22 protein-coding genes are annotated in these 23,080 nt (G+C 60.6%); 19 read left to right on the top strand and 3 right to left on the bottom strand.

Annotated elements, in window-relative coordinates:
* Positions 1-147 precede the first annotated feature (147 nt).
* The 6 genes from citZ to BM235_RS04555 all read left to right on the top strand — a co-directional run bounded on the left by citZ (position 148) and on the right by BM235_RS04555 (position 6,968).
* Positions 148-1,260 (top strand): citrate synthase, encoded by a 1,113-nt coding sequence (gene citZ, locus BM235_RS04580; RefSeq protein ID WP_090109902.1) that lies wholly within the window; start codon positions 148-150, stop codon positions 1,258-1,260.
* 153 nt (positions 1,261-1,413) lie between these two features.
* The gene (gene icd / locus BM235_RS04575; RefSeq protein ID WP_090109900.1) at positions 1,414-2,709 is read left to right on the top strand and encodes an NADP-dependent isocitrate dehydrogenase; all 1,296 of its coding nucleotides are present in this window, start codon (positions 1,414-1,416) and stop codon (positions 2,707-2,709) included.
* A gap of 323 nt (positions 2,710-3,032) precedes the next feature.
* A complete protein-coding gene (gene mdh, locus BM235_RS04570) occupies positions 3,033-3,977 on the top strand; it encodes a malate dehydrogenase (RefSeq protein WP_090109898.1) in 945 nt (314 codons plus the stop codon).
* Positions 3,978-4,079: 102 nt separating this feature from the next.
* The gene (locus BM235_RS04565) at positions 4,080-5,204 is read left to right on the top strand and encodes a M24 family metallopeptidase (RefSeq protein WP_255374055.1); all 1,125 of its coding nucleotides are present in this window, start codon (positions 4,080-4,082) and stop codon (positions 5,202-5,204) included.
* Positions 5,205-5,216: 12 nt separating this feature from the next.
* A complete protein-coding gene (locus tag BM235_RS04560) occupies positions 5,217-6,449 on the top strand; it encodes an aminopeptidase (RefSeq protein WP_090109894.1) in 1,233 nt (410 codons plus the stop codon).
* 93 nt (positions 6,450-6,542) lie between these two features.
* Entirely contained in the window at positions 6,543-6,968 is a 426-nt protein-coding gene (locus BM235_RS04555) for a DUF2269 family protein (RefSeq protein WP_090109891.1), read from the top strand.
* A gap of 264 nt (positions 6,969-7,232) precedes the next feature.
* Here the strand turns inward: BM235_RS04555 and BM235_RS04550 are convergent, their stop codons facing one another.
* Entirely contained in the window at positions 7,233-7,808 is a 576-nt protein-coding gene (locus BM235_RS04550) for a hypothetical protein (RefSeq protein ID WP_090109890.1), read from the bottom strand.
* A complete protein-coding gene (gene yfbR, locus BM235_RS04545; RefSeq protein WP_090109880.1) occupies positions 7,798-8,409 on the bottom strand; it encodes a 5'-deoxynucleotidase in 612 nt (203 codons plus the stop codon). The genes BM235_RS04550 and yfbR overlap by 11 nt, the downstream gene beginning before the upstream one ends.
* A gap of 182 nt (positions 8,410-8,591) precedes the next feature.
* Between yfbR and pnpS the strand changes: the two genes are divergently transcribed.
* From pnpS to BM235_RS04490, 11 genes are all read left to right on the top strand, one after another.
* Entirely contained in the window at positions 8,592-10,406 is a 1,815-nt protein-coding gene (pnpS, locus tag BM235_RS04540; protein ID WP_090111020.1) for a two-component system histidine kinase PnpS, read from the top strand.
* 114 nt (positions 10,407-10,520) lie between these two features.
* Positions 10,521-11,252: a response regulator transcription factor gene (locus BM235_RS04535; protein WP_090109878.1), complete on the top strand. Its 732-nt coding sequence runs from the start codon at positions 10,521-10,523 to the stop codon at positions 11,250-11,252.
* A gap of 98 nt (positions 11,253-11,350) precedes the next feature.
* Complete coding sequence (locus BM235_RS04530) at positions 11,351-13,453, top strand: molybdopterin-containing oxidoreductase family protein (RefSeq protein WP_090109876.1); 2,103 nt, start codon at positions 11,351-11,353, stop codon at positions 13,451-13,453.
* Positions 13,454-13,850: 397 nt separating this feature from the next.
* Entirely contained in the window at positions 13,851-14,249 is a 399-nt protein-coding gene (locus BM235_RS04525; protein ID WP_090109874.1) for a Fur family transcriptional regulator, read from the top strand.
* Complete coding sequence (locus BM235_RS04520; protein ID WP_090109872.1) at positions 14,222-14,926, top strand: winged helix-turn-helix transcriptional regulator; 705 nt, start codon at positions 14,222-14,224, stop codon at positions 14,924-14,926. Before BM235_RS04525 ends, BM235_RS04520 begins: the two co-directional genes overlap by 28 nt.
* A gap of 139 nt (positions 14,927-15,065) precedes the next feature.
* On the top strand, positions 15,066-16,016 hold the full coding sequence (trxB, locus tag BM235_RS04515; RefSeq protein WP_090109870.1) for a thioredoxin-disulfide reductase: 951 nt from the start codon (positions 15,066-15,068) through the stop codon (positions 16,014-16,016).
* Positions 16,017-16,107: 91 nt separating this feature from the next.
* Positions 16,108-16,671 (top strand): peroxiredoxin, encoded by a 564-nt coding sequence (locus tag BM235_RS04510; protein WP_090109869.1) that lies wholly within the window; start codon positions 16,108-16,110, stop codon positions 16,669-16,671.
* 174 nt (positions 16,672-16,845) lie between these two features.
* Positions 16,846-17,592: an oxygen-insensitive NADPH nitroreductase gene (nfsA, locus tag BM235_RS04505; RefSeq protein ID WP_090109867.1), complete on the top strand. Its 747-nt coding sequence runs from the start codon at positions 16,846-16,848 to the stop codon at positions 17,590-17,592.
* A gap of 133 nt (positions 17,593-17,725) precedes the next feature.
* Positions 17,726-18,361 carry a hypothetical protein gene (locus BM235_RS04500; protein ID WP_177244190.1) on the top strand — a complete coding sequence of 212 codons (636 nt, stop codon included), beginning with the start codon at positions 17,726-17,728 and terminating at the stop codon, positions 18,359-18,361.
* A gap of 134 nt (positions 18,362-18,495) precedes the next feature.
* Positions 18,496-19,047, top strand: a complete 552-nt coding sequence (gene ssuE / locus BM235_RS04495; RefSeq protein WP_090109863.1) for an NADPH-dependent FMN reductase — start codon at positions 18,496-18,498, stop codon at positions 19,045-19,047.
* A 212-nt stretch (positions 19,048-19,259) separates the two neighbouring features.
* The gene (locus BM235_RS04490; RefSeq protein WP_090111018.1) at positions 19,260-20,228 is read left to right on the top strand and encodes an aldolase catalytic domain-containing protein; all 969 of its coding nucleotides are present in this window, start codon (positions 19,260-19,262) and stop codon (positions 20,226-20,228) included.
* A gap of 97 nt (positions 20,229-20,325) precedes the next feature.
* Here the strand turns inward: BM235_RS04490 and BM235_RS04485 are convergent, their stop codons facing one another.
* On the bottom strand, positions 20,326-20,631 hold the full coding sequence (locus BM235_RS04485) for a hypothetical protein (protein WP_090109861.1): 306 nt from the start codon (positions 20,629-20,631) through the stop codon (positions 20,326-20,328).
* A gap of 156 nt (positions 20,632-20,787) precedes the next feature.
* Here BM235_RS04485 and BM235_RS04480 point away from each other — a divergent pair, with 156 nt between their 5' ends.
* Both BM235_RS04480 and BM235_RS04475 read left to right on the top strand, forming a co-directional pair.
* The gene (locus BM235_RS04480) at positions 20,788-21,222 is read left to right on the top strand and encodes a gamma-glutamylcyclotransferase family protein (protein ID WP_090109859.1); all 435 of its coding nucleotides are present in this window, start codon (positions 20,788-20,790) and stop codon (positions 21,220-21,222) included.
* 161 nt (positions 21,223-21,383) lie between these two features.
* Positions 21,384-23,078, top strand: a complete 1,695-nt coding sequence (locus BM235_RS04475; RefSeq protein WP_090109857.1) for a copper resistance CopC/CopD family protein — start codon at positions 21,384-21,386, stop codon at positions 23,076-23,078.
* Positions 23,079-23,080: the final 2 nt, after the last annotated feature.

Raw genomic sequence — 23,080 nt, 5'->3', positions numbered from 1 at the left:
CTTTAAAAACCGAAAGTAATATGGGTTTACGCGGACTAAGCGGAAGGCAAGCTCTGAAGGCGCATCCGAACCGCCGGCCCCGAAATTCCGTAAAGCGCATCGTGCGCTTATTTGATTCGTTATCTTGGAATTGAAGGAGAGAGAACCATGACAGCTACCAAAGGCCTAGAAGGAATCGTCGCCGCATCCTCGTCCATCAGTTCCATTATCGACGGCGTGCTGACGTACCGAGGGTACAACATCGACGAGCTGGCCGAAAAGGCGAGCTTTGAAGAAGTCGCATATCTGCTTTGGAACGGCAAGCTCCCTACGCAAAGCGAACTGGACGCGCTGAAGTCGCAGCTGAGCGAAGCCGCCGCGGTGCCGGGCGAAGTCATCGACGGCCTTCGTCTTTATCCGAAGGGCGCGAACTCGATGGCGGCGCTTCGCACGGCGATCTCCAGCCTCGCGCTGTACGATGCCGAAGCGAACGATCCGGGCAAAGAGGCCAACTACCGCAAGGCGATCAAGCTGCAAGCCCAGATGGGCACCGTGATCGCCGCCTTCGCGCGCCTGCGCCAGGGCAAAGAGCCCGTCGCGCCGAAGTCGGGCGTCGGCGTCGCGCACAACTTCCTGTACATGCTGACCGGCGAAGAGCCGTCCGAAGTCGCGGTTACCGCGCTCGACAAGGCGCTCGTCCTGCACGCGGACCACGAACTTAACGCTTCGACGTTCGCCGCGCGCGTCACCGTCGCGACGCTGTCGGACATCTACTCCGGCGTCACTTCCGCGATCGGCGCGCTCAAGGGCCCGCTGCACGGCGGCGCCAACGAAGCGGTCATGGTCATGCTGGACGAGATCGGCACGCTGGACAACGTCGAGCCGTACATCCAGAACAAGTTGAACAACAAAGAGAAGATCATGGGCTTCGGCCACCGCGTCTACCGTACGGGCGACCCGCGCGCCAAGCACCTGCAGCAAATGTCCAAAAACCTGAGCGAGCTGAACGGCGACAGCCGCCTGTACGACATGTCCGTTCGCATCGAAGAGCTCGTGACCGGCCAGAAGGGTCTGAAGCCGAACGTCGACTTCTACTCCGCTTCCTGCTACACGCTCCTCGGCATTCCGCGCGACCTGTTTACGCCGATCTTCGCCATCAGCCGCGTCTCGGGCTGGACCGCGCACATTCTCGAGCAGCTCGCGGACAATCGCCTGATCCGTCCTCGCGCGGAATACGTTGGCCCTGTCGATCAGCACTACGTGCCGGTCGACGAGCGTTAATCGACCGCTCCAGTCAACGGCGTGCCGTACGACCATCCGGTTGCGCGGCGCGCCGGTTTGACGCGCGTTTCAGCGCGCCTTTGCGAGCGGGAACGCCTGCGTTTGCATCCTTTTCTACCCATCACTTTTTAAATTCCAGGAGGCTACCTACCCATGCAACTCGAAAAATTCGAACTGCCGCAATCCGGCGAACCGATCAAAGTCGACCAAAACGGCGTCTTAAACGTCCCTAACAATCCGATCATCCCGTTCATCGAAGGCGACGGCACGGGCCGCGACATCTGGGCCGCCTCCAAGCGCGTGCTCGACGCAGCCGTTGAAAAAGCATACGGCGGCGAAAAGCAAATCGCCTGGTACGAAGTATTCGCCGGCGAAAAGGCGTTCAACGCTTACGGCGAATGGCTGCCTGCCGACACGCTGACCGCGATCCGCGAATACATCATCGCGATCAAAGGCCCGCTGACCACGCCGATCGGCGGCGGCATCCGCTCCCTGAACGTCGCGCTTCGCCAAGAGCTCGACCTGTACGTGTGTCTGCGTCCGGTTCGCTACTTCGACGGCGTGCCTTCGCCGGTCAAGCGTCCCGAGCTGGTCGACATGGTTATCTTCCGCGAAAACACGGAGGACATCTACGCCGGTATCGAGTATCAAGCCGAGACCGCTGACGCAAAGAAGGTCATCGAGTTCCTGCAGCAGCAAATGGGCGTCAAGAAGATCCGTTTCCCCGAGACTTCGGGCATCGGCATCAAGCCGGTATCCAAGGACGGCTCCGAGCGCCTGATCCGCGCCGCGATCGAATATGCGATCAAGCACAAGCGCAAGTCGGTCACGCTGGTGCACAAAGGCAACATCATGAAGTTCACCGAGGGCGCGTTCAAGAACTGGGGCTACGAGCTGGCTGAGCGCGAGTTCGGCGATCAAGTGTTCACTTGGAACCAATATGACGCGATTAAGGCTGAGCAAGGCGAAGAAGCGGCTAACGCAGCGCAAAAGTCCGCGCTGGCCGAAGGCAAGCTCCTCGTGAAGGATTCTATCGCCGACATCGCGCTGCAGCAAGTGCTGACGCGTCCGACGGACTTCGACGTCATCGCGACGCTGAACCTGAACGGCGACTATCTGTCCGACGCTCTGGCTGCGCAAGTCGGCGGCATCGGCATCGCTCCTGGCGCGAACATCAACTACTTGACCGGCCATGCCATCTTCGAGGCGACTCACGGCACCGCTCCTAAGTACGCTGACAAGGACGTCGTCAACCCGGGCTCCGTCATCCTGTCCGGCGTCATGATGTTCGAGCACCTGGGCTGGCTTGAAGCGGCCGACCTGATCTACAAAGGTCTGGAGAAGTCCATCAACAGCAAGATCGTCACGTACGACTTCGCTCGTCTGATGGAAGGCGCGACCGAGGTCAAGTGCTCGGCGTTTGCGGATGAAATCATTAAAAACATGTAGTTGAGTGCACCCCCTAGATCCCCCATTCGGGGATGCGACAACCCCCTAGATCCCCCTTCCAAGGGGGACTCCAAGGGCTTCGCCCTCTGGACACCCTGCTAATTAACGGCTGGGGGACAGAGGTGCGTGTGCGTGGGTTAGATGGGGGAGAAGAACTGTAGATAACGATCCTCTTTGTCGGTGCTAACGTGTCGGCGAGGGGGATTGTTGTTTTTAGGGGATTAGAGCAGAGAAGGGCAAGAGGCAGACAGGAACAAGGGAAGAGTAAGGCAGGCGAGGTAACGGGTAACCTATTCGTGAGGAACTTCTAGGAGGGAATTCGAATGGCAATGAAACGGGCGAAAATTACAGTCGTGGGGGCCGGTTTTACGGGCGCGACTACGGCGTTGATGCTGGCGCAGAAGGAACTGGGGGATGTCGTGCTGGTGGACATTCCGCAGCTTGAAAATCCGACGAAGGGCAAGGCGCTGGATATGGCCGAAGCTGCGCCGGTCCAAGGCTTCGATGCCAAAATCGTCGGCACCGCGGACTATGCGGATTCGGCGGATTCGGACGTCGTCATCATCACGGCCGGCATCGCGCGCAAGCCGGGCATGAGCCGCGACGATCTGGTGAGCACGAACGCGGGCATCGTCAGGTCCGTCTGCGAAAACGTGAAAGCGACCAGTCCGAACGCTTACGTCATCATCCTATCCAACCCGGTCGACGCGATGACTTATGTCGCCAACAAGGCGCTCGGTTTTCCTAAAAACCGCGTCATCGGCCAATCCGGCGTTCTGGATACCGCCCGCTACAATACGTTCCTCGCCCAAGCGCTGAATGTCTCCGTCGAAGACGTGCGCGGCGTCGTGCTGGGCGGTCATGGCGACGACATGGTTCCGCTCGTGCGCTACACGACGGTCGGCGGCATCCCGATCGAGCATCTGCTGCCGAAGGACGAGATCGATGCGATCGTCGCGCGCACGCGCGTCGGCGGCGGCGAGATCGTCAGCCTGCTCGGCAACGGCAGCGCCTATTACGCGCCGGCAGCCTCGCTCGTCCAGATGACCGAAGCGATCTTGAAGGATAAGAAGCGGATCCTTCCGGTCATCGCCTTGCTGCAAGGCGAATACGGCTACGACAACCTGTTCATGGGCGTGTTGGCCGTGCTCGGCGGCGACGGCATCGAGAAGGTTTTCGAGCTCGACTTGACCGAAGAAGAAAAAGCGGCGCTCGCCAAGTCCGCGGATTCGGTACGAAGCGTCATCAAGATCGTCGAAAACGCCTGATCGACCGCAGCGGCTGCTCGCGCATTCCCCGACTCCAAGGTCCGACGACCTTGGAGTTGTTTATGCTCAAGCGCACAGAACAAAGAAAGGGAGTTGATCCGATTGCCATCGGAAGTATACAAGGAGCGAAGAGGTCGGCTTATTTCCTATATGGAAAAGGAAGGCATTCGAATCGGCCTGGTGACTTCGCCTACGAATGTCGCCTACCTCACGGGCTTCGCTTGCAATCCGCACGAACGATTCCTGGCGCTCGCGCTCGACAGCTCGAATCGCGCTACGAAGCTGTTCGTGCCGCTGCTGGACGCAACGGCTGCCAAAGAGGCGGCGCCGGGCCTCGCGATCGTGCCGATCTCGGACGTCGACGACGCTTATGCGCTGCTAGGCGGCCAGATGCCTGCAACAGGCGTGGCATCGATCGGCGTCGAGAAAGGAACGGTCTCGCTGGCCAAGGCGGAATTGCTCCAGGCGGTTTATCCCGGCGTGGTCTTTGCGGATCTGGAGCAAGCGATTCTGGACATGCGAATCGTCAAGAGCGCGGACGAGATCGGCCGGATTCAGCGGGCGGTCGATATCGTCGAGGCAGTCATGGCTCACGCGGTCTCGCAGGTTCGCGTCGGGATGACCGAGCTTGCGCTGGCCGCGGAGATCGAGCGCAAGATGAGAGAGCTCGGCGCGGATCGTCCGGCCTTCGAGACGATCGTGCTGACGGGGGCGCGTTCGGCGCTGCCCCATGGCGTGCCGGGCCAGCATGCGATTCGTCGCGGCGACTTTTTGCTCATCGACATCGGCGTACAGGCGGGCGGCTATTGCTCCGATATTACGCGAACCTTCGTCGTCGGCGAAGTTTCGGAGGCGCAGCGCGCCATTTACGAGGCGGTGCTGGCTGCCAACGAGGCGGGCATCGCCGCGTCCGCGGCCGGCGTCGCGGTGTCCGCGGTCGATGCGGCGGCGCGCAAGACGATCGAGCAGGCCGGCTTCGGATCTCTCTTCACGCATCGGGTCGGGCATGGCTTCGGCATGGACATTCACGAGCAGCCTTCCATGTCGGGGGCGAACGGCACGCTAATGGCGCCGGGCATGGTGTTCACGGTCGAACCGGGCGTTTACGATTCGGTCGCAGGCGGCGTACGCATTGAAGATGACGTCTATATCCAAGATAACGGCACGGCCGGCGTGCTCACGCGTTATCCGAAGCAATTGACCGTCATCGCGGCGGAAGATCTTTAAGGAGGGCTTTTCATGAGCGATTTTGCGAAAAAGTTGGATCGTTATGCCGACCTGATCGTAAAAGTCGGCGCCAACGTTCAGCCGGGCCAGACGGTCGCGGTCAACGCGTCCCTGGACAGCGTGGAGCTGGCAAGGCTGGTCGTGCGAAAGGCTTACGAGGCGGGCGCGCGTAACGTAAAGGTGTTTTGGACGGACGAGGTCGTCACGAGGCTGAAATACGATCTGGCCCAGGACGAGGCGTTCTTGGAGGAACCGAAGTGGTCGGCGGCGGAGAAGCTGGAACTGGCCCGCGCAGGCGCGGCTTCGATCAATCTGATGTCGGACGATCCGGACCTGCTCAGCGGCGTGCCGGGCGAACGGATCGCCAACGCCCAGAAGGCGGCGAGCCGCGTCATGAAGGACTATCGCGTCCTGTCACGAGGCTTTAAGTTCAGCTGGACGATCGCGACGGCGCCGTCGAAGGGCTGGGCGGACAAAGTGTTTCCGGACGCGCCTGAATCGGAGCGGATCGGCCTGCTATGGGAAGCGATATTCAAGCTCGTGCGCGCCGACCGGGAGGATACGCTGGGGGCATGGGAGACGCATCTCTCCGAGTTGAAGCGCAGGGCGGATATATTGAATGCCAAGCAGTACCGCGCGCTTCGATATGCGGCTCCCGGCACGGATCTGACGATCGAGCTTCCGACCGACCATGTCTGGCTCGGCGGGCGCAAGCAGAACGCCGACGGCGTCTGGTTCGTGCCGAATCTGCCGACAGAAGAAGTGTATACGGCGCCGAATCGGGACGGCGTGCGGGGCACCGTATCGAGCACGAAGCCGCTCAGCTACGCCGGACAAATCATAGACGGCTTTACCTTCGTGTTCGAAGAAGGACGAGCGCTTCGCACCTCGGCAGCAAAAGGCGCCGAAGCGCTCGCGACGTTGGTGCAGATGGACGAAGGCGCCGCCTATCTCGGCGAAGTCGCGCTCGTGCCGCACCGGTCGCCGATCTCGGACAGCGGCCTGCTTTTTTACAAGACGCTATTCGACGAAAATGCGTCCTGCCACCTGGCGGTAGGCGGCGCGTACTCCTCTTGCGTCGCAGGCGGGGCGGACATGAGCCAAGAGGAGCTGTCGGCCCGCGGCTTGAACAACAGTACCGTTCATACCGATTTCATGGTGGGCTCGGGCGAGCTGGACATCTTCGGCGTCACCGCGGACGGCAGCGAAGAGCAAGTGTTCGTCAAGGGCGCCTGGGCGTTTTAAAGCGAGACCTGCACGGCCTTTTTTACTTGTCCGCCCGGTTTGTGTATACTAGGGGTGACTTGTCTTATTATGGTTGTGGAGGTACATATCGCGATGTATGACGTTATGATTTTTCTGCACATCGTCGGAGCGGTCGGGATGGGGATTTATGCCATTTTGCCGTTTCTGGCCAAGCGTTTCCGTCAGCTGTCTACGCCGGCCCAGGAAGGCCTCGCCAGCGGTCTGGTGACTGCGGGGCGAATCGGTCAATACGCCTTGGTGCTGCAGCTGCTCACGGGAGGGTATCTCATCTCTCAATCGGATTACAAGGTATCGTGGATGGTTACGGTCATCGTGCTGTTCGTCGCGCTCGGCGCATTGTCGGGCATCGTGCAGGCACCGCTCAAGCGGATCGCGGCCGCGGCAGCGAGCGGTCAGGACGCTTCTGGCAACGTTTCGCGCGTGCAGACGCTGAGCATCGTGATTTTGGTCATTTTCCTTGTCGTCATTTGGCTGATGGAGAACCGTTGGTACGCTTAATGTTTTTGCAGTGTTGAGATCAAAAGGCTCTGCCCGGCGCGACAAGCGCAGGCGGAGCCTTTTGCTTTGAAGAGAACGAAAGGACCACAGGGCCGCTATTATCGCCGTTTACGCTAATTATCGCAGGCTGATGGACCGTACATCCGCTATTTCTCTTAAACAGGTCTCAAAAGACCGTTTGGAGCCGAAATAGCGGATCAACGATCCGCTAAGTTATGGAATAGATCGTTTTCGACTTCGATAGCGGATCTAAGGTCCGTTGGCTCATGGAGGGGGTTGCAAATATGTTTGTTCTCGTTCGCTGAATGCTTGTTCAATTGCCACGGCTTCTTCTATTGTGTCCGCCGGCGCGATCAGCGTAAGGCCTTTCCATTGTTTTTCGCTCGCGCCTATCGGTTCGGAAATCGTGAACTTTAGTTCCTTCATATCGTCATGCTGCCAGATTGCGCCTAACATTTCCATCTTAATGGTCCTATTTAAGTACGCGCTGTAGCCAAAGGATCCCCAACCGTTCAATACGTCGCTATTGAACTTCACCGTAAACATCGTATAATCCGCGGAAGCGGTGAAATCGTACTTATCGATCGCGATGCGTCCTTTAAAATACCGATCCCGAAACAAAGGCCGGTACAGCTTCCCCTTTACATGAATGGCCGTATGCTCCGCGGAAGACGGTTCTCCGGTCCGATATTCGACGGCCGGATAATCGGCGGCGATTCGCTTCGGAAAATGATACTTATAGCCGAATATCGCGGCGGCGATCAGTAGCGGGATGACGATCCACATCGCGTCTCTGGCGATGGACCATGCTAGCCTGAAGCCGGTCTCCTTAATCGGCATCGGCATCCCGCTCCCGTTCGGACAACTCGTCGATCGTCTTTTCGAAGCTCGGAGCGAGCCGGTTGAGGAACCAGTCTACCTCCGGCATGCCGAGCGCGGCGAGCCGGCCCTCGAACTGCCTGCGCGCGGTAGCGAATTCGCGGTTGCCGGCCGACATTTCCGATACGCATTTGAGGTAGCCGTCGAGGATATCGGCGGCTTTGACGTATCGGTTCAGCTCGTCGTCCTGCGCCTGCCGCATGAGCAGAGGCTCGTAAGCATCGATGAGCTCGGGCGGCACGGTGCCGAGGAGCCGTTCGGCGGCCAACCGCTCTAAGTCCCTGAAGTTCGATAGCAACGCGGGATTGTGATGTTTGACGGGCGTCGGGATATCCCCGGTGATGACTTCGGTCGCATCGTGGAACAGCGCGCGGCTTGCCGCTTTGTCCGGATCGACGTCCCGCCCGAATACGTCTTTGGCGATCGTGCACAGCAAGTGGGCGAGCAGCGCGGTGTGGTAGGAATGCTCGGCGACGTTTTCTTTGGTCGAGTTGCGCATAAGGCTCCAGCGTTCAATGTATCGCAGACGATATAAATACGCTATAAAATGATGCTGCTGCATATCGCGCTTCCTCCTTATTCGTTCCTCGCTTTACTATAACTTACATCTGCCGGCGGAGACATCCCTATCGGTCTGTTAAGTTGGTCTGAATTTACACTGCGCTAATACTCCTGTGTTAAGATAAAGAAAAGTCGGCAATTGGAGGATTGGCTATACGCATGGCAAGCCGCACGGGAGCGCACATGAGCAAATTCCGCTTGAAGCTGACCGCGTTGTTTATGCTGCTCATCGGGTTGTCCGTGCTGGCGGCGGGCATTTTCACGGGACAGTTTTACAAGCACAATCATCTAGAAGCGCTCGGCAGCCACATGGAGACGCAGCTTCGCGTGCTCTCTGCCGCGGCGCCTTGGCCGAAGGGCGAGTCCAAGACGGCGCAGACCGAATACCTGGAAGCGCAGGCGATCCGGTTCAAAGAGCTCGCGGACATGCGGGTCACGTACATCGCGGTTGACGGCGAGGTGGTCGGGGATTCGGATCACGCGCCGGGCACGATGGACAACCATGCCGGTCGCGAAGAAGTGCGGGAAGCGCTGGAGAGCGGCATGGGCCGGAGCATCCGGCACAGCGACACGCTTGACGAAAACATGCTGTACGTCGCATACGCGGCCAAAGACGGCGAGACCGGTGAGACGCTCGGCGTCATCCGGCTGGCCATGTCCCTGTCGGCCGTCGAGAAAAGCCTCGATCGCATGTGGATGGCGCTCGCGCTCGGCCTGCTCGCGGTATTCGCGCTGGCGGCGCTCGTCAGCTACAGGGTAGCGCTCAGCGTCACGCGTCCGCTGGAACGCATGACGTCCGCTGCGAAGCGAATGGCGGGCATGGACTATAAGGTCCGCATTCCGGACGCGGGCAAGGACGAGATCGGCGAGCTCGGCCGGGCGCTGAACGCGATGGCCGCCAACCTGCAGGATCATATGGGCGAGATTCGCAGGAACGAGCTTCATCTGCAATCGGTGCTCGATCATATGATCAGCGGCGTCGTCATGATCGGCCCGGACGGACGGATCCGAATCTACAATCGAAGCGCGGAGCTGTTGCTCGGCAGCCTGGCCCGGGAGCGGGTCGGCCGCAGCTATACCGAGGCCAAGCAGCAGTACGAGCTGCTGCAGTTAATCCGCAGCGGCTTCGATACCGGCGAGCCGATCCACGAGGAGCTCACGGTCTACTATCCGGAGGAACGGCTGCTCGAGCTTCATCTGGTGCCGATCCCGATGGACGACGATACGGCGCCGGGTTTGCTCCTCGTCCTGCAGGACGTGAGCGCGATCCGCCGTCTCGAGCGGATGCGCAGCGAGTTCGTCGCGAACGTGTCCCACGAGCTCAAGACGCCGGTCGCCGCGGTCAAAGGCTTCGCGGAGACGCTGCTTGCCGGCGCGGTCAACGATCCGGAGACGGCGCGTTCCTTCTTGAAGATCATCCAAGACGAGAGCGACAGGTTGAATCGCCTGATCGGCGACATTTTGGAGCTGTCGAAGATCGAGTCGCGCCGCTCGCCGCTGCAATTTTCCCCGATCGACCTTCGGTCTTTCCTGGAGAGGCAGTTGGAGTTCCTCGGGCCGGAGGCCGCCAAGAAGGAGATCTCCCTGGAGCTTGATGCGCCGGAGGAGCTGTTCCTCGAAGCGGACGAAGACCGGCTTGGACAGATCACGCTGAACCTGCTGCAGAACGGCATCAGCTATACGCCGGAAGGCGGCCGGGTGCGGGTGAAGGCGATCATCGTCGAGAGCGAGAGGGAAGATGGCGGGGATTTCGAAGAGCATGTCCGGATCACGGTTTCCGACACGGGCATCGGCATTCCGAAGAAGGATCTGCCCCGTATTTTCGAGCGGTTCTACCGCGTCGACAAAGCGCGCTCGCGCAGCTCCGGCGGCACGGGACTCGGGCTGTCGATCGTCAAGCACCTGGTGGAGCTGCATCACGGCACGATCCGGGTGGAGAGCACGGTAGGCGTCGGATCGACGTTCGTAATCGAGCTGCCGCTGATTCAAGACTATTAGCATTACGTTATTTTACATGGCGTTGACATTCGGATGATGCTGGATTTACGGCGGCATGATAAATTGACTGGAGAGGCCGGGACGTCAGACGGACCGATCGGACTGGAGGAGCTTATGTCGGACAAGGTGCTCATTATTGAAGACGAACCTACGATAGCGCGTCTGGTCACGTACAACTTGTCGCAGGACGGTTATGAGACCGAAGTGATAGGCAACGGCGCCGAGGGACTGCACAAGGCGATTCAAGACGAATACGCGATTATATTTCTGGATTTGATGCTGCCCGGGATGAACGGCTTCGAGGTGCTGCAGAAGCTGCGCCAGCACGGCGTGAAGACGCCGGTCATCATCCTCACCGCCCGCAACGCGGAAGAAGAGGTCGTGCAGGGGCTGAAGCTCGGCGCGGACGACTACATCACCAAGCCGTTCGGCGTCGCGGAGCTGCTCGCCCGCACGTCGGCGGTGCTGCGGCGCTCGCGCAACGAAGAAGCCAGGCCGAAGTCCGATCCGACCGGCGAAAAGGTGATCTCGCTCGGCGCGCTGCAGATTTATCCGGAAAAATACGAGGTGCAGGTCGGCAGCGAATGGATTACGCTTCGCCCAAAGGAGTTCGAGGTGCTGCTGTACTTGGCCGAGCGCCCGGGCATCGTCATCACGCGCGACGACCTGATGAATGTCGTATGGGGCTTCGACTACATCGGCGGACAGCGGACGGTGGACGTGCACGTGAGCTCGCTGCGCAAGAAGCTGGAGCTGAACCAGCAATCGGTGCAGATCGAATCGATCCGGGGCGTCGGCTACAAGCTGACGGTCAGCCGGAAAACAGGGATTGCGGGGAAGGTATAACGGGCAGTTCAAGCAGGCGGATTCGACCGTTTAGGACGGCGGATTCGTCTTCTTTGTGTTAAAATGGGAGCACGGATTTAAAGGGAGTGGATTTAGAAATGAACGATTATACTGCACGTCCGGACGGCGTGTTTCGTTCGGTTTGCTCGCTCGACTGCCCGGACCAATGCGGCTTGCTCGTGCACAAGCGAGACGGGGTCATCGTCAAGGTCGAAGGAGACCCGGATCATCCGGTCACTCGCGGCGCGATCTGCAACAAGGTGCGCAATATGGCGGCGCGCATCTATGACGACAAGCGGCTGACGACGCCGCTTCGGCGCGTCGGTCCGAAGGGCGAAGGGCGGTTCGTGCCGATCTCTTGGGATGAAGCGATCGCGGAAGTCGCCGATCGGTGGAAAGCGCTCATCGCGGAAAGAGGTTCCGAAAGTATACTTCCATACAGCTTCTACGGCAACATGGGCCGCATCGGGACAGAGGGAATGGGTACCCGTTTTTTTAACCGGATGAATGCCTCCGAGCTGGACCAGACGATCTGCGAGGCGGCGGGAACGGTCGGTTATCGATATACGATGGGCGGCAGCTACGGCACCGACCCGGAGCAGACGGTCCATGCCAAGCTGTTCATCTTCTGGGGCATCAACGCGGTCAGCACGAATATGCATCAGGTCACGATCGCGGAGCAGGCGCGCAAGGCAGGCGCGAAGATCGTCGCGATCGACGTCCACCGCAACCGGACCGGCAAGTGGGCGGATTGGTTCATTCCGCTGCGACCCGGCACCGATACGGCGCTGGCGCTCGGCATCATGCACGTGCTGTTCGCGGAAGGGATGACGGACGAGGCGTTTTTGCGCGAATATACGGTAGGTTACGAAGAGCTTCGGGCGCATGCGGCGGCCTACGATCCGGCGACCGTATCGGGCATTACCGGCGTGCCGGAAGCGGACATTTTGGAGCTGGCCAGACTTTATGGACGTACGACGCCTTCGTTCATTCGCATCGGCAACGGCATCCAGCATCACGACAACGGCGGCATGAACGTACGGGCGATCGCCTGCCTGCCCGCGCTGACGGGGCAATGGCTCGTGCCGGGCGGAGGCGCGATCAAGGGCAACGGCGGCTACGTCTCGCACAATGCGAAGGCGCTCGAACGGCCAGACCTGCGGGGCGGCCGGAAAGCGCGGCGCGTAAATATGAACCGGATCGGCAGCGCGCTGCTGGAACTGGATCCGCCGATCTCTTCGTTATACGTATACAACAGCAATCCCGCCGTCGTCGCGCCTGAGTCGAACAAGGTGCGAGAGGGGCTGGCACGGGAGGATCTGTTTACCGTCGTACACGACCTTTTCCTGACGGAGACGGCCAAGTACGCCGATATCGTGCTTCCGGCGACCTCAGCTTTCGAGAACACGGACTTGTACCATTCTTATTGGCATCATTACGTGCAGATCCAGCAGCCGGTCGTGGCGCCTTACGGGGAGAGCAAGTCGAACAACGAAGTGTTCCGTCTGCTAGCGGCGGGGATGGGGTATGAAGACGATGCGTTTAAGGACGACGACGCGGAGATGATTCGACAGGCTGTCGATTTCCCGGGCAATTCTGCCTATGCGCCGGTCACTTACGAGGCGTTGGTGGAAAAGAAATTCGTGCGCGCGGACGTGAAGCCGCTGTTTCCGGGCAGGCTGCGGACGCCGAGCGGCAAGATCGAGCTGTATTCGCAGGCGATGGAGCGCCACGGCTTGCCGCCGCTGCCGACTTATGCGCCGCTGGTAGAGGAGGGGAACGAAGCGTTCCCGTTCGCTTTTATTCCGGCGCCGAACCATAATTTCTTGAACTCGACGTTTTCCAACAACGACAAGCATGCGCGCATGGAAAAGTCGCCGAAGCTGCATATGAACGCGGCCGACGCTGAATCGCTAGGCATCGAGGACGGGGACGAGTTGCGCGTCTGGAACGAGCGCGGCGAAGCGTGGCTGACAGCCTCGGTCGGCGAGGACGTTCTGCCTGGCGTCGTCGTCAGCCAAGGGCTGTGGGCGGACAAGAGCGAAGGCCGCAACGCGACGGTCAACGCGCTCACGCCGGATCGGCTGTCCGATATGGGCGGCGGGGCGGTGTTCTTCTCCGGGCGGGTAGCGGTGGCGAGGGCGTCCTTGCATGCGGAGAAGCCGGACGTGCCGGCGGCGGCGATTGGCAGCGCGACCTGAGGCGGAATTTGACGATAGGAAGAAGCAGGGGGGGCTCCTGCTTCTTTTTTTGCGTTTGGGGCGCCGGTTGGACGCGAGTCGCCTGCTCTAGGGCAGGCGATGCGGCGAATAGACCGTGTGCGGAGCGAATCGCCTTCCCACGAGAAGGCGATGGGGCGATTTAACTGTACGCTGAGCGATTCGCCTTTTAGATAGAAGGCGATGGGACGATTGGACCGTGTGCGAATCGAATCGCCTTCCCATGAGCAGGCGATGGGCGAATAATCCTGACCGAATGGAGCGGCGACCGCTTCCTCAGACGCTTGACAAGTTCACGATATAAATTTAAACTAAATCTAAATTTAAATAATGAAATGAATTTTTACGACATTCAATTTCAAATAAAGAGGGGATTCCCATGACCAAACGCAATCTGACGGCCCCCCGCAAGCTTGTCTACGACATCGTGATGCAGGCAGACGACCATCCGACGGCGGCCGATATCATCGACCGCCTCAAGTCGCAGGGACAGTCCGTCGCCTACGCCACCGTATACAATTCGCTCCGCTATTTGACCGACGAAGGGCTTATTCACGAGCTGAAGCTCGAGGGCAAGACGAGCCGGTACGACGGCCGAGGCGAGGACCATGCGCATATCGTGTGCGTGTCTTGCGGCAAAGTCGACGAAGTGATGACGCCGCCGCCCGCGGAATGGCTCGCTAGGGTCGCAGAGGAGAGCGGGTACGCGCTGACGGAAGAACAATTCATTTTCAAGGGAGAGTGCCCCGCATGCCGGACATCCAAGCAGAAGAATTGATGGGCGCATACTGCGACACGACGCGCCGGATCGTCGTCGTCAGCGCGTACCCGGCGCGGTTGCAGCCGTTGCTCGCGGAGTTGACGACGCGCTGTTACGACGTGCTCGTCTTTCGCCACGGCCAGGAGGCGCTGCTCTCCAGTCTCCAGATCGATCTGTTGATCGCGGACCGATCGGTCGCCGGGCAGGATCCGCTGAGCGGAATGGCCGAGCTCAAGACGCCCGCGCTCTATCTGGTCGAGTCCGCTGCCCAGCAGGCTGATCCTAAAGCTTCCGATTCGGCAACCAGCCGAAGCGAAGCCTGGCCGGGCGACGTCGGCGCGCTGCTCGCCCGTATCGAAGATCTGGCCGGCAAAAGCGCCCCGCAAGCCGGACCCGACGAAGCGGCATTCAAGGACATCCGCATGGATCTCCGGCGGGTGACCGTGCAGCGGGACGGGAAGCGCGTCGAGCTGACCAAGACGGAGTTCGATATTTTGCGGGCGCTGCTGATGGCCGGCGGCGGCGTATTGTCCCGCCAGGACCTGATGGAGAAGCTGTGGGGCGAAGGCTACTTCGGCGGCAGCAACTCGATCGACGTCCATATCAAAAGCTTGCGTAAAAAGCTAAGCGACGATCCGAAAAACCCGCGTTATATCGTGACCGTTCGCGGCGTGGGCTACCGTACGGCAGACTAGCCCGATTCTTACGGCTAGGAAGGCTTCGGATTATCTTCATCAAACGTTCATGCCGCCTTCATTCGGCCTTCATGCCCGCACGGCGGTCGGGTGTTAAGATAAATTCATCGAACGCCAAGCGTTGAGAGGAGAGAGTCAAATGAGACACACGATCATCGTCGGCACGGGTCCTGCGGGACTGACCGCAGCCATCTATCTTGCTCGCGCGGGGCTCGCTCCGCTCGTCATCGAAGGCCCCGAGCCCGGCGGCCAACTGACGACCACGACCGAGGTCGAGAATTTTCCGGGATTCCCCGAAGGTATCATGGGCCCGGAATTGATGGATAATATGCGCAAGCAAGCGCAGCGGTTCGGCGCCGAATTCCGCAGCGGCTGGGTGACGAAGGCCGACCTGTCGAAGCGTCCGTTCACGCTCACGGTAGACGGCAAGGAAGAGCTGCAAGCGCAGACCGTTATCGTTTCCACGGGCGCGTCGGCCAAGTATCTGGGCATCCCGGGGGAAAAGGACAACGTCGGACGCGGCGTGAGCACCTGCGCGACCTGCGACGGCTTCTTTTTCAGAGGAAAGAAGATCATCGTCATCGGCGGCGGCGACTCCGCGATGGAGGAAGCGAACTTCCTTACCCGCTTCGCGTCGGAAGTCGTGCTGGTCAACCGCCGCACCGAGCTGCGCGCCTCGAAGATCATGCAGGAGCGCGCCCGCGAGAACGCCAAGATCAGCTGGAGCCTGAACCGTACGCCGCTTGAAGTGGTCGCCGGACCGCTCGGCGTGAAGGGCCTTAAGGTGCTGAACAACGAGACCGGCGAAGAAGAACTGATCGAAGCGGAAGGCGTGTTCGTGGCGATCGGCCACACGCCGAACACGAAGTTCCTGGAAGGTCAGCTGAAGACGGACGAGACCGGCTACATCCTCGTCACGCCCGGCACGACCGAGACGAACATCCCGGGCGTATTCGCCTGCGGCGACGTCCAAGACAGCAAGTACCGCCAGGCCATCAGCGCAGCCGGCACCGGTTGTATGGCTGCGCTGGACGCCGAACGGTTCCTGGAGGCGAACGAATCGCCGGCTTCCATCGCTTCCGTGTTTTAAGATAAAGCGTCCGTCGTTAAAACCGATATAGCCTTTGCCGGAATTGCAGACCCCTTATTCATCACACTACATCTAGGAGGATTCATCCCATATGACGACAATCGCCAATCCATACCCGTTCGCTAAAGTCGGTCTTCCCGCTCCATCGTTCAACCTGCTGTCGACGAAAAACCTCGATTCGCTCGAGGAAAAAATATCGCTTGAAGATTATCGCGGCAAATGGCTCGTGTTCTTCTTCTGGCCGTTCGACTTCACCTTCGTGTGCCCGACCGAGATCCGCGGCTTCAGCGACAGCTACGACGAATTCAAAGCGCTGAACTGCGAGGTGCTGGGCGCGTCGGTGGACAGCATCTATACGCATAAGGCATGGATCGAGACGCCGGTCGACCAGAACGGCATCGGCGCGATCAAGTTCCCGATCGTGTCCGACTTCACCAAGGAAACCGCGCATGCTTACGGCATCCTCGACGACGCTTCCGGCGCGGCGCACCGCGGCCTCTTCATCGTCGATCCCGAAGGCGCGCTGCGCTACCAGGTCGTGACCGACATGAACGTCGGCCGCAGCGTGGACGAGACGCTTCGCATCCTGCAGGCGCTCCAATCCGGCGGTCTGTGCCCGGTGAACTGGAAGCCGGGACAAAAGACGCTCGGCTAATGCCGGAAAACGGCTATAGGATGGACCGGAAGCACGACTTCCGGTCCATTTGCCCGTTCGCCGCCCGTTCGCCGCTCGGTCGCTTCAGGGGCGGGCGTTAAGGGGAAAAATGGGAAGAGGCTGGCTGCCTGGCGAAAATGGAAGCAGGCGGAAGCCGAGAGGAGGAAAAACGTGATGAACGAGGTTGTCGCGCAGCTCATGCAGCACCGCTCCGTCCGATCCTTCGATCCGGCTTCGATTCCCGAGGCTGATCTGCGGGAGATCGTCGAGGCCGGACAGATGGCATCGACGTCGAGCAATGTGCAAGCCTACAGCGTCGTCGCGGTCACGGATCCGGCGCTTAAGCGCGAGCTGTCCGTCTTGACGGGCAATCAGGCGTATGTCGAGACCTGCCCCGCGTTTCTCGTCTGGTGCGCGGATTTGAACCGGCTCTCCCGCGCGGCGGAGGCGCATATCGCGCCAGGGGAGGAGCCTTATGCGGACTCGGCGGAGAGCTTCATCGTCGCCACGGTCGACGCGTCGCTCGCCGCGCAGAACGCGGCGGTCGCCGCCGAATCGATGGGCTACGGCATTTGTTATATCGGAGGCATCCGCAACCGGATCGAGGAAGTATCGTCCCTCCTCGGCATTCCGAGCCTGGCGTATCCGGTGTTCGGTATGTGCGTAGGACTGCCAGACAAATCCAGCGGCCAAAGGCCGCGGCTTCCGGTCGAAGCGGTGCTCCATTGGAACCGTTATGACGCCGAACGGGGACATGGCCCGGTGGGCGAATACGACGAGACGATGACCAGGTATTTGAAGGTGCGGACGGAAGGCCGGAAAAGCACGCCATGGACGAAGATCATGGCGGAATGGCTGACGCGTCCCAATCGCCTTCACATGATGGAATACTTAAAAAAGCGGGGCTTCCTGAAACGATAAGACCTAGTCTTTTTTGTGACGGCGGGCCCCGCGCTTGAGATCGCATCGTCCGTTGGCCTATACTACATCTATTGCGGCACCGAATGCGACACGCCGGCTCCCATGAGCCGTTTGAAGGAGGATGGACGCGATCTTGAGTCCAATATGGAAAGGGGCGGCCGCGACTTTGCTGGCTGCGGCGCTGCTCGCCGGATGCGCGGCGGGAAGGTCCGATTCGAACGGCGAATCCGCGCCGGCCGCATCGTCCCCAGCGGCTTCCGCGCAGGCTTCGTCCTCGGCCGACCAGGCGCTGCCGGCCGACGGCGAAGCGAAGACCTACCACTTCGACCTGAAGTCTACGTCGGTCGAGCCGCTGCCGAAGTGGGCCGGCCAGGTCGATATGACCAAGAAGGATCCGCTTTACGTATCCGGCACCGATCTCGAAGGCGCGCTCGCGATCGACCTGAAGCTGACGCGCAAAGGGAACTACTTGATCGCCGGCGGAGAAGGCGTGCTATGGAACGGACAGCGTTCCGTGAAATTTGCCATGCCGGACAATTCTACGCTGATCGAGAAGCCGCTGAGCGCGGATGGCACGCTCGTGTACGGCGGTCTCCAGGCGCGTTCGGACGAGATCGACCGCGACTTTTCCTTTGACCTTCGCTTCGTTCCGGATGCGGGAGAGCTCGAGCTGCGCTTGCCGAACAAGGACGGGCTCATCCGTTTCGGCCAGAGCGCGGTGCTCGAACGGCACGAGGAAGAGGTCGCCCAGGTCGTCTCGTCTTCCTGATGTTCGAAGCCCCATCTCCCGACAGGGTGGGGCTTTTTGCGATGGACGGCGCTTGACGCTTGGGGAAGGCTGAACGTATAATTAATTAAAATCCGATGGTTAATATCGGAATAACGGAAAAGGTGTGAGCATTCATGTCCAAAATCGTCATTTTGCAAGGCAGCCCGACAGCTAAATCCAGACTTAACGGCGTACTGGATCGCGTGCGCAGCCAGATCGAGGAGAGCGGCGCCGAAGTGTCGGTCATCAACGTACGCGATCTGCCGGCGGAGGACCTGCTCCATGCCCGCTTCGACAGCCAAGCGATCGGGGAGGCGAACCGTCTCGTCGCCGAGGCGGATGCCGTCGTCATCGCTTCTCCCGTTTACAAGGCTTCCTTCACCGGCATTTTGAAGGCCTACCTCGATCTGCTGCCGCAGAAAGGCTTGGAAAACAAAATCGTCCTGCCGCTCGTCGTCGGCGGTACGATCGCGCATTTGCTGGCCATCGACTACGCCTTCAAGCCGGTGCTGTCCGTGCTGGGCGCCCGCAACATCCTGACCGGCGTATTCGTGCTGGATACGCAGGTGACCTGGGGCGACGACGGCAAAGCCCGGATCGAGGAGGACATCGCGTGCCGCATCGACGCGGCGACTTCGCTGCTCGTGCAGGAAGCGCGCTGGCAAACCTCGCGGGCGCAAGGTTAAGCGCAGGTATCCTTAATACGCGATAAATACGCAACCGACCGGAGGCGAATGCGCAGCCGGTCGGTTGCGTTTTGTTAAATAATAAGCAAAAGCTTGTGGACGACCGCCCTTTCGTTATAAAATTGATGTCATGTTGTGTCTTGCGGGGATATGTTGAGGATACGAACGATGGACGTTAGCGATAAGGCAGCCAAAAGGAGAAGGTAGTCATGATGACCATTCACAGCAAAACGAGCCATTGCAAAATCGTCGATTGCACGGTGCGCGACGGCGGACTTGTCAACAATTGGGATTTCAGCGTCGAATTCGTACAGGATCTGTACCAGAGCCTGAACGAATCGGGCGTCGAATATATGGAGATCGGCTACAAAAATTCGCCGCGCCTCCTGAAGGGCGCCGACCAAGCGGGACCTTGGCGTTTTCTGGACGACGAATTCCTGCGCAAGGTGATCCCGCACAAGCTGAACACGAAGCTGTCCGCGCTGGTGGACGTCGGCCGCGTCGACGAGAACGACATTTTGCCGAGGAGCGAGTCGCTGCTGGACCTGATTCGCGTCGCCACGTACGCGCGCGACACGGAGAAGGCGATCGAGCTCGGCACGCTGTTCCACGAACGCGGTTACGAGACGACGATCAACATCATGGCGCTGTCCAACGTGATGGACAACGAGCTGAACGAAGCGCTCGCGATGATCGGCGACAGCCCGATCGACGTCGTCTACATCGTCGACTCCTACGGCAGCCTCGACCCGGACGATATGCGTTTTCTCGTGGAAAAGTTCAAGCGCACCCTGAAGCACAAACGTCTTGGCGTGCACACGCACAACAACATGCAGCTGGCGTTCGCCAACACGCTGGCCGCGGCGGATCTCGGCGTCGAGCTGCTTGACGCTTCCGTCTACGGCATGGGCCGCGCCGCCGGCAACACGCCGACCGAGCTGCTGCTCGCCAAGCTCACGAATCCGAACTACAGCCTTCGTCCGGTGCTTGGCATGATCGAGCGCCACATGCTGAAGCTGCGGGAAAAAGAGGAGTGGGGCTACCTCATTCCCGATATGATCACCGGCACGCTCGACGAGCACCCGCGCTCGGCCATGGGCTGGCGCGCTTCGCCGGAGCGCGACAAATTCACGGATTTTTACGACAAGATGACGACGCCGGAGATTTTCCCGGGCAAATAAAGGCCGTCAGGACTGAAAAACGGGACGACGCAGCGCTGCCTGCATCGTCCCGTTTGCTTTGCCGCCGCGAACCGCGCGCGTCCGAATGCCCGGCAGGTTAGTGGTAGCCGCCGAGCTCGCCTTGGCCGCGAACGGCGGCGGCGCGCTTTTGCGGATTGGGGTGGAAAAAGGCGTCGCCGCTCAGCGACTTTCCGCCTACCGTGACCGCTTGAACGGATACGTCGATGTCCAGCGATTCGGCGAACCGCCGAAGCAGCTCTTCCTGCTGCATGCCGTCCAGCTCGATGTACCAGGAAAACGTGCCGTATTGCTGGATGACGAACAGCCGCGCCCTCTCGAAGGAGATGGGCCATTCTTCCGAGCCTTGCCGAACTAAGAGGGAAGCCAGTTCAAAAGTTTCCATTTTCGCATGATCTCCAGTCGTTAAGGAATGCCGACCCGGTTGGCGGGACGAATGAGGCGAGCTATGATAGAAAGAACGAAAGGCGCCGCGCCGCGGATGGATTCATTGTAGCCGTTCGCGGGGCATGCGCGCAACGCGGGAAGGAGCGGGGCCGGCATGCGCGATCGGCAAGCGGGGCGAGTAGGGCTTCACCGGATTTTCGTATACGGATCGCTGCTGCCCGGATTGGAGAACGCCGGCCTCCTCTGGCCTTTCGCCAAGTCGGAGCCGCAGCCGGGAACGGTTCGCGGACGTCTCGTCGCCGTCGACGGGTATCCGGCGTTGGTGCTGCCGCAGCCGGGATCGTCTGCCGATCGGCGCGTACGCGGCTTGTGGACGCTCGTGGACCGCGAGACGCTGCGACGCCTCGACCGGCTGGAGGAATACTTCGGGCCGGAGGACGACAACGATTACGATCGCGTCTGGGTGCGCGACGCCGAGCGCGACGATGTGCAAGGGTGGGTCTATATCTGGCCGGACGACAGAGGCCGGCCGTGCGCCGGAGGCGATTGGTGGCCCGACGCGAGGCGCGGCCGGACGCCCGAAGATTGAATCGGCTTACACGCTGCGTTACGATAAAGAACGATAAAGCGGACCGGCGCGGCTGTCCTGCGAATAAGATGGCCCCTTCGCGTCATGCGGAGATGCCGCGCAATCCCTTATACTGATAGTTACGAATTTTACGGAGCGACGGAAGGCGGTCATGCGGCGATATGAGAACCATTGAAATGGCGGGGACGGGCAACGGCGATTCGCGTAGAACGTTCGCGCGGGCGGCCCGACGGACGGGGATGCTGGCGTTATGGCTCGTCCTCATCGCTTCTTTAACGGCGCTTGTCGCGCCTGCGGCCTCCGCGCACGCGATATTGGAGACGGCCTCGCCGGTACAGGACGCGCAGCTCGCGGAGAGCCCCGACGCCGTCGAGTTGACGTTCAACGAGCGGCTCGACGGCGGTTCGTCCGCGCGCCTCGCCGTCTTGAACGGCGACTCCAAGACCGTGGCGTCGGGCAAGCCGGAGCGTACTTCCCAGGGGAAGGGGCTTCGACTTGCGCTGCCCAAGCTGGGCGAAGGTCACTACACGGTGAGCTACTCGGTTATTTCCGCGGACGGGCATCCCGTCGAAGGGGCTTACGTCTTTACGGTGGGCAATCCCCCGCCGCTGACGGACGCGGCCGAACTCGATCCCCATGCCCAGCTCGGGCATAACTCCCACAATCACGGGGGCGACCAGGATCTGACGACGACCCGCTTTATTTTCTATGCCAGCCGGGTGTTGTTTTTCGCTTCTCTGCTCGTGCTGACCGGACTGCTGCTGTGGGGGCTGCGGCGCGAGCCGTCCGCCGCGGAGCGATTGTCCCGGGAGACGTGGATCGGCTGGACGGCCCAGTTCGGCGCGCTTGCGACGCTCGTCTACGTCGTGCTGCAGATGTCGAATCTGACCGAGGGCGAGCCGTTCTCCGAGTGGGGGCGTATCTTGACCGATACGACGGTCGGCCGCCTCTACGCGGCCCAGCTCATACTGGCGTTCGCGGCGCTGCTGCTTCGCGGGATGGGCGCATATGCAAGGCTCGTCTGGACGCTGCTCGCGCTCGTAGCGGAGGCATGGAACGGACATGCCGCGGCATTCAGCCCGGAAGCCTACACGCTGGCGCTCGACTTCGTCCATCTGCTCGCCGCGGCCGTCTGGTCGGGCGGACTCGTGCTTCTCGCCGCCGTCTGGCATCGCGAGCGACCCGAGGCGGGCAGGTTCGCGATCCGCTTTTCCAAATGGGCGCTGCTCTCCTTCCTGCTGCTCGCCCTGACCGGCGCGCTCAGCACGCTGCAGTATTTGCCCACGCTCTCCTATCTGTTCGAGACGTCCTGGGGAACGTGGCTGCTCATCAAGATCGGACTGTCGCTGCTGGTCGTCGTCACCGCGTTCCTCATCCGCTTGCGCCTGCGCAAGGGCGAGCTGCCGCGGGCCGGCCTGCTGCGGGCCGATCTCGGCTTGCTTGGCGCCATCGTGCTGAGCGTCGGCGTGCTGACTTACCAGAATCCGCTGCCGGCCAACCAGCCGATCTCCTACCACGAGATGGGGACGGACATGCACGTGACGCTTCGCATCTCGCCCGGAGCGCCGGGAGACAACGCGTTTACGCTGAAAATATGGCTGCCCGACAACGTCGGCGCGCCTAAGAAGGTCGCGCTTCGCCTTCGTCCGCTCGGCGGCGGGGACGTCGGTTTTATCGACGTGCCGCTCCAGGCTTACGAAGATTCGGAGCTCGACGACTTCCCCGACTTCACGAAGGCGACCTTTCAATCGAAGGGCCCCTATCTCGCGTTCCGGGGACGCTGGGAGGCGCAAATCCGGGTGACGGACAGCACCGATACCGAGATCGTCAAATCCACGGCTTTCAAAATTTATTGACG

Origin of the sequence: Cohnella sp. OV330 (genome assembly GCF_900112065.1) — a bacterium.
GTDB lineage: Bacteria > Bacillota > Bacilli > Paenibacillales > Paenibacillaceae > Cohnella.
The sequence above is the reverse complement of the archived record's forward strand: the minus strand, read 5'-3'. Positions and strand labels throughout refer to the sequence as shown.

Excerpts from the sequence above, each read along its gene's own strand:
- citZ (WP_090109902.1), top strand. The coding sequence starts at position 148 with ATGACAGCTACCAAAGGCCTAGAAGGAATCGTCGCCGCATCCTCGTCC.
- icd (WP_090109900.1), top strand. The coding sequence starts at position 1,414 with ATGCAACTCGAAAAATTCGAACTGCCGCAATCCGGCGAACCGATCAAA.
- mdh (WP_090109898.1), top strand. The coding sequence starts at position 3,033 with ATGGCAATGAAACGGGCGAAAATTACAGTCGTGGGGGCCGGTTTTACG.
- BM235_RS04560 (WP_090109894.1), top strand. The coding sequence starts at position 5,217 with ATGAGCGATTTTGCGAAAAAGTTGGATCGTTATGCCGACCTGATCGTA.
- BM235_RS04555 (WP_090109891.1), top strand. The coding sequence starts at position 6,543 with ATGTATGACGTTATGATTTTTCTGCACATCGTCGGAGCGGTCGGGATG.
- BM235_RS04550 (WP_090109890.1), bottom strand. The coding sequence starts at position 7,808 with ATGCCGATTAAGGAGACCGGCTTCAGGCTAGCATGGTCCATCGCCAGA.
- yfbR (WP_090109880.1), bottom strand. The coding sequence starts at position 8,409 with ATGCAGCAGCATCATTTTATAGCGTATTTATATCGTCTGCGATACATT.
- pnpS (WP_090111020.1), top strand. The coding sequence starts at position 8,592 with ATGAGCAAATTCCGCTTGAAGCTGACCGCGTTGTTTATGCTGCTCATC.
- BM235_RS04535 (WP_090109878.1), top strand. The coding sequence starts at position 10,521 with ATGTCGGACAAGGTGCTCATTATTGAAGACGAACCTACGATAGCGCGT.
- BM235_RS04530 (WP_090109876.1), top strand. The coding sequence starts at position 11,351 with ATGAACGATTATACTGCACGTCCGGACGGCGTGTTTCGTTCGGTTTGC.
- BM235_RS04525 (WP_090109874.1), top strand. The coding sequence starts at position 13,851 with ATGACCAAACGCAATCTGACGGCCCCCCGCAAGCTTGTCTACGACATC.
- BM235_RS04520 (WP_090109872.1), top strand. The coding sequence starts at position 14,222 with ATGCCGGACATCCAAGCAGAAGAATTGATGGGCGCATACTGCGACACG.
- trxB (WP_090109870.1), top strand. The coding sequence starts at position 15,066 with ATGAGACACACGATCATCGTCGGCACGGGTCCTGCGGGACTGACCGCA.
- BM235_RS04510 (WP_090109869.1), top strand. The coding sequence starts at position 16,108 with ATGACGACAATCGCCAATCCATACCCGTTCGCTAAAGTCGGTCTTCCC.
- nfsA (WP_090109867.1), top strand. The coding sequence starts at position 16,846 with ATGAACGAGGTTGTCGCGCAGCTCATGCAGCACCGCTCCGTCCGATCC.
- ssuE (WP_090109863.1), top strand. The coding sequence starts at position 18,496 with ATGTCCAAAATCGTCATTTTGCAAGGCAGCCCGACAGCTAAATCCAGA.
- BM235_RS04490 (WP_090111018.1), top strand. The coding sequence starts at position 19,260 with ATGACCATTCACAGCAAAACGAGCCATTGCAAAATCGTCGATTGCACG.
- BM235_RS04485 (WP_090109861.1), bottom strand. The coding sequence starts at position 20,631 with ATGGAAACTTTTGAACTGGCTTCCCTCTTAGTTCGGCAAGGCTCGGAA.
- BM235_RS04480 (WP_090109859.1), top strand. The coding sequence starts at position 20,788 with ATGCGCGATCGGCAAGCGGGGCGAGTAGGGCTTCACCGGATTTTCGTA.
- BM235_RS04475 (WP_090109857.1), top strand. The coding sequence starts at position 21,384 with ATGAGAACCATTGAAATGGCGGGGACGGGCAACGGCGATTCGCGTAGA.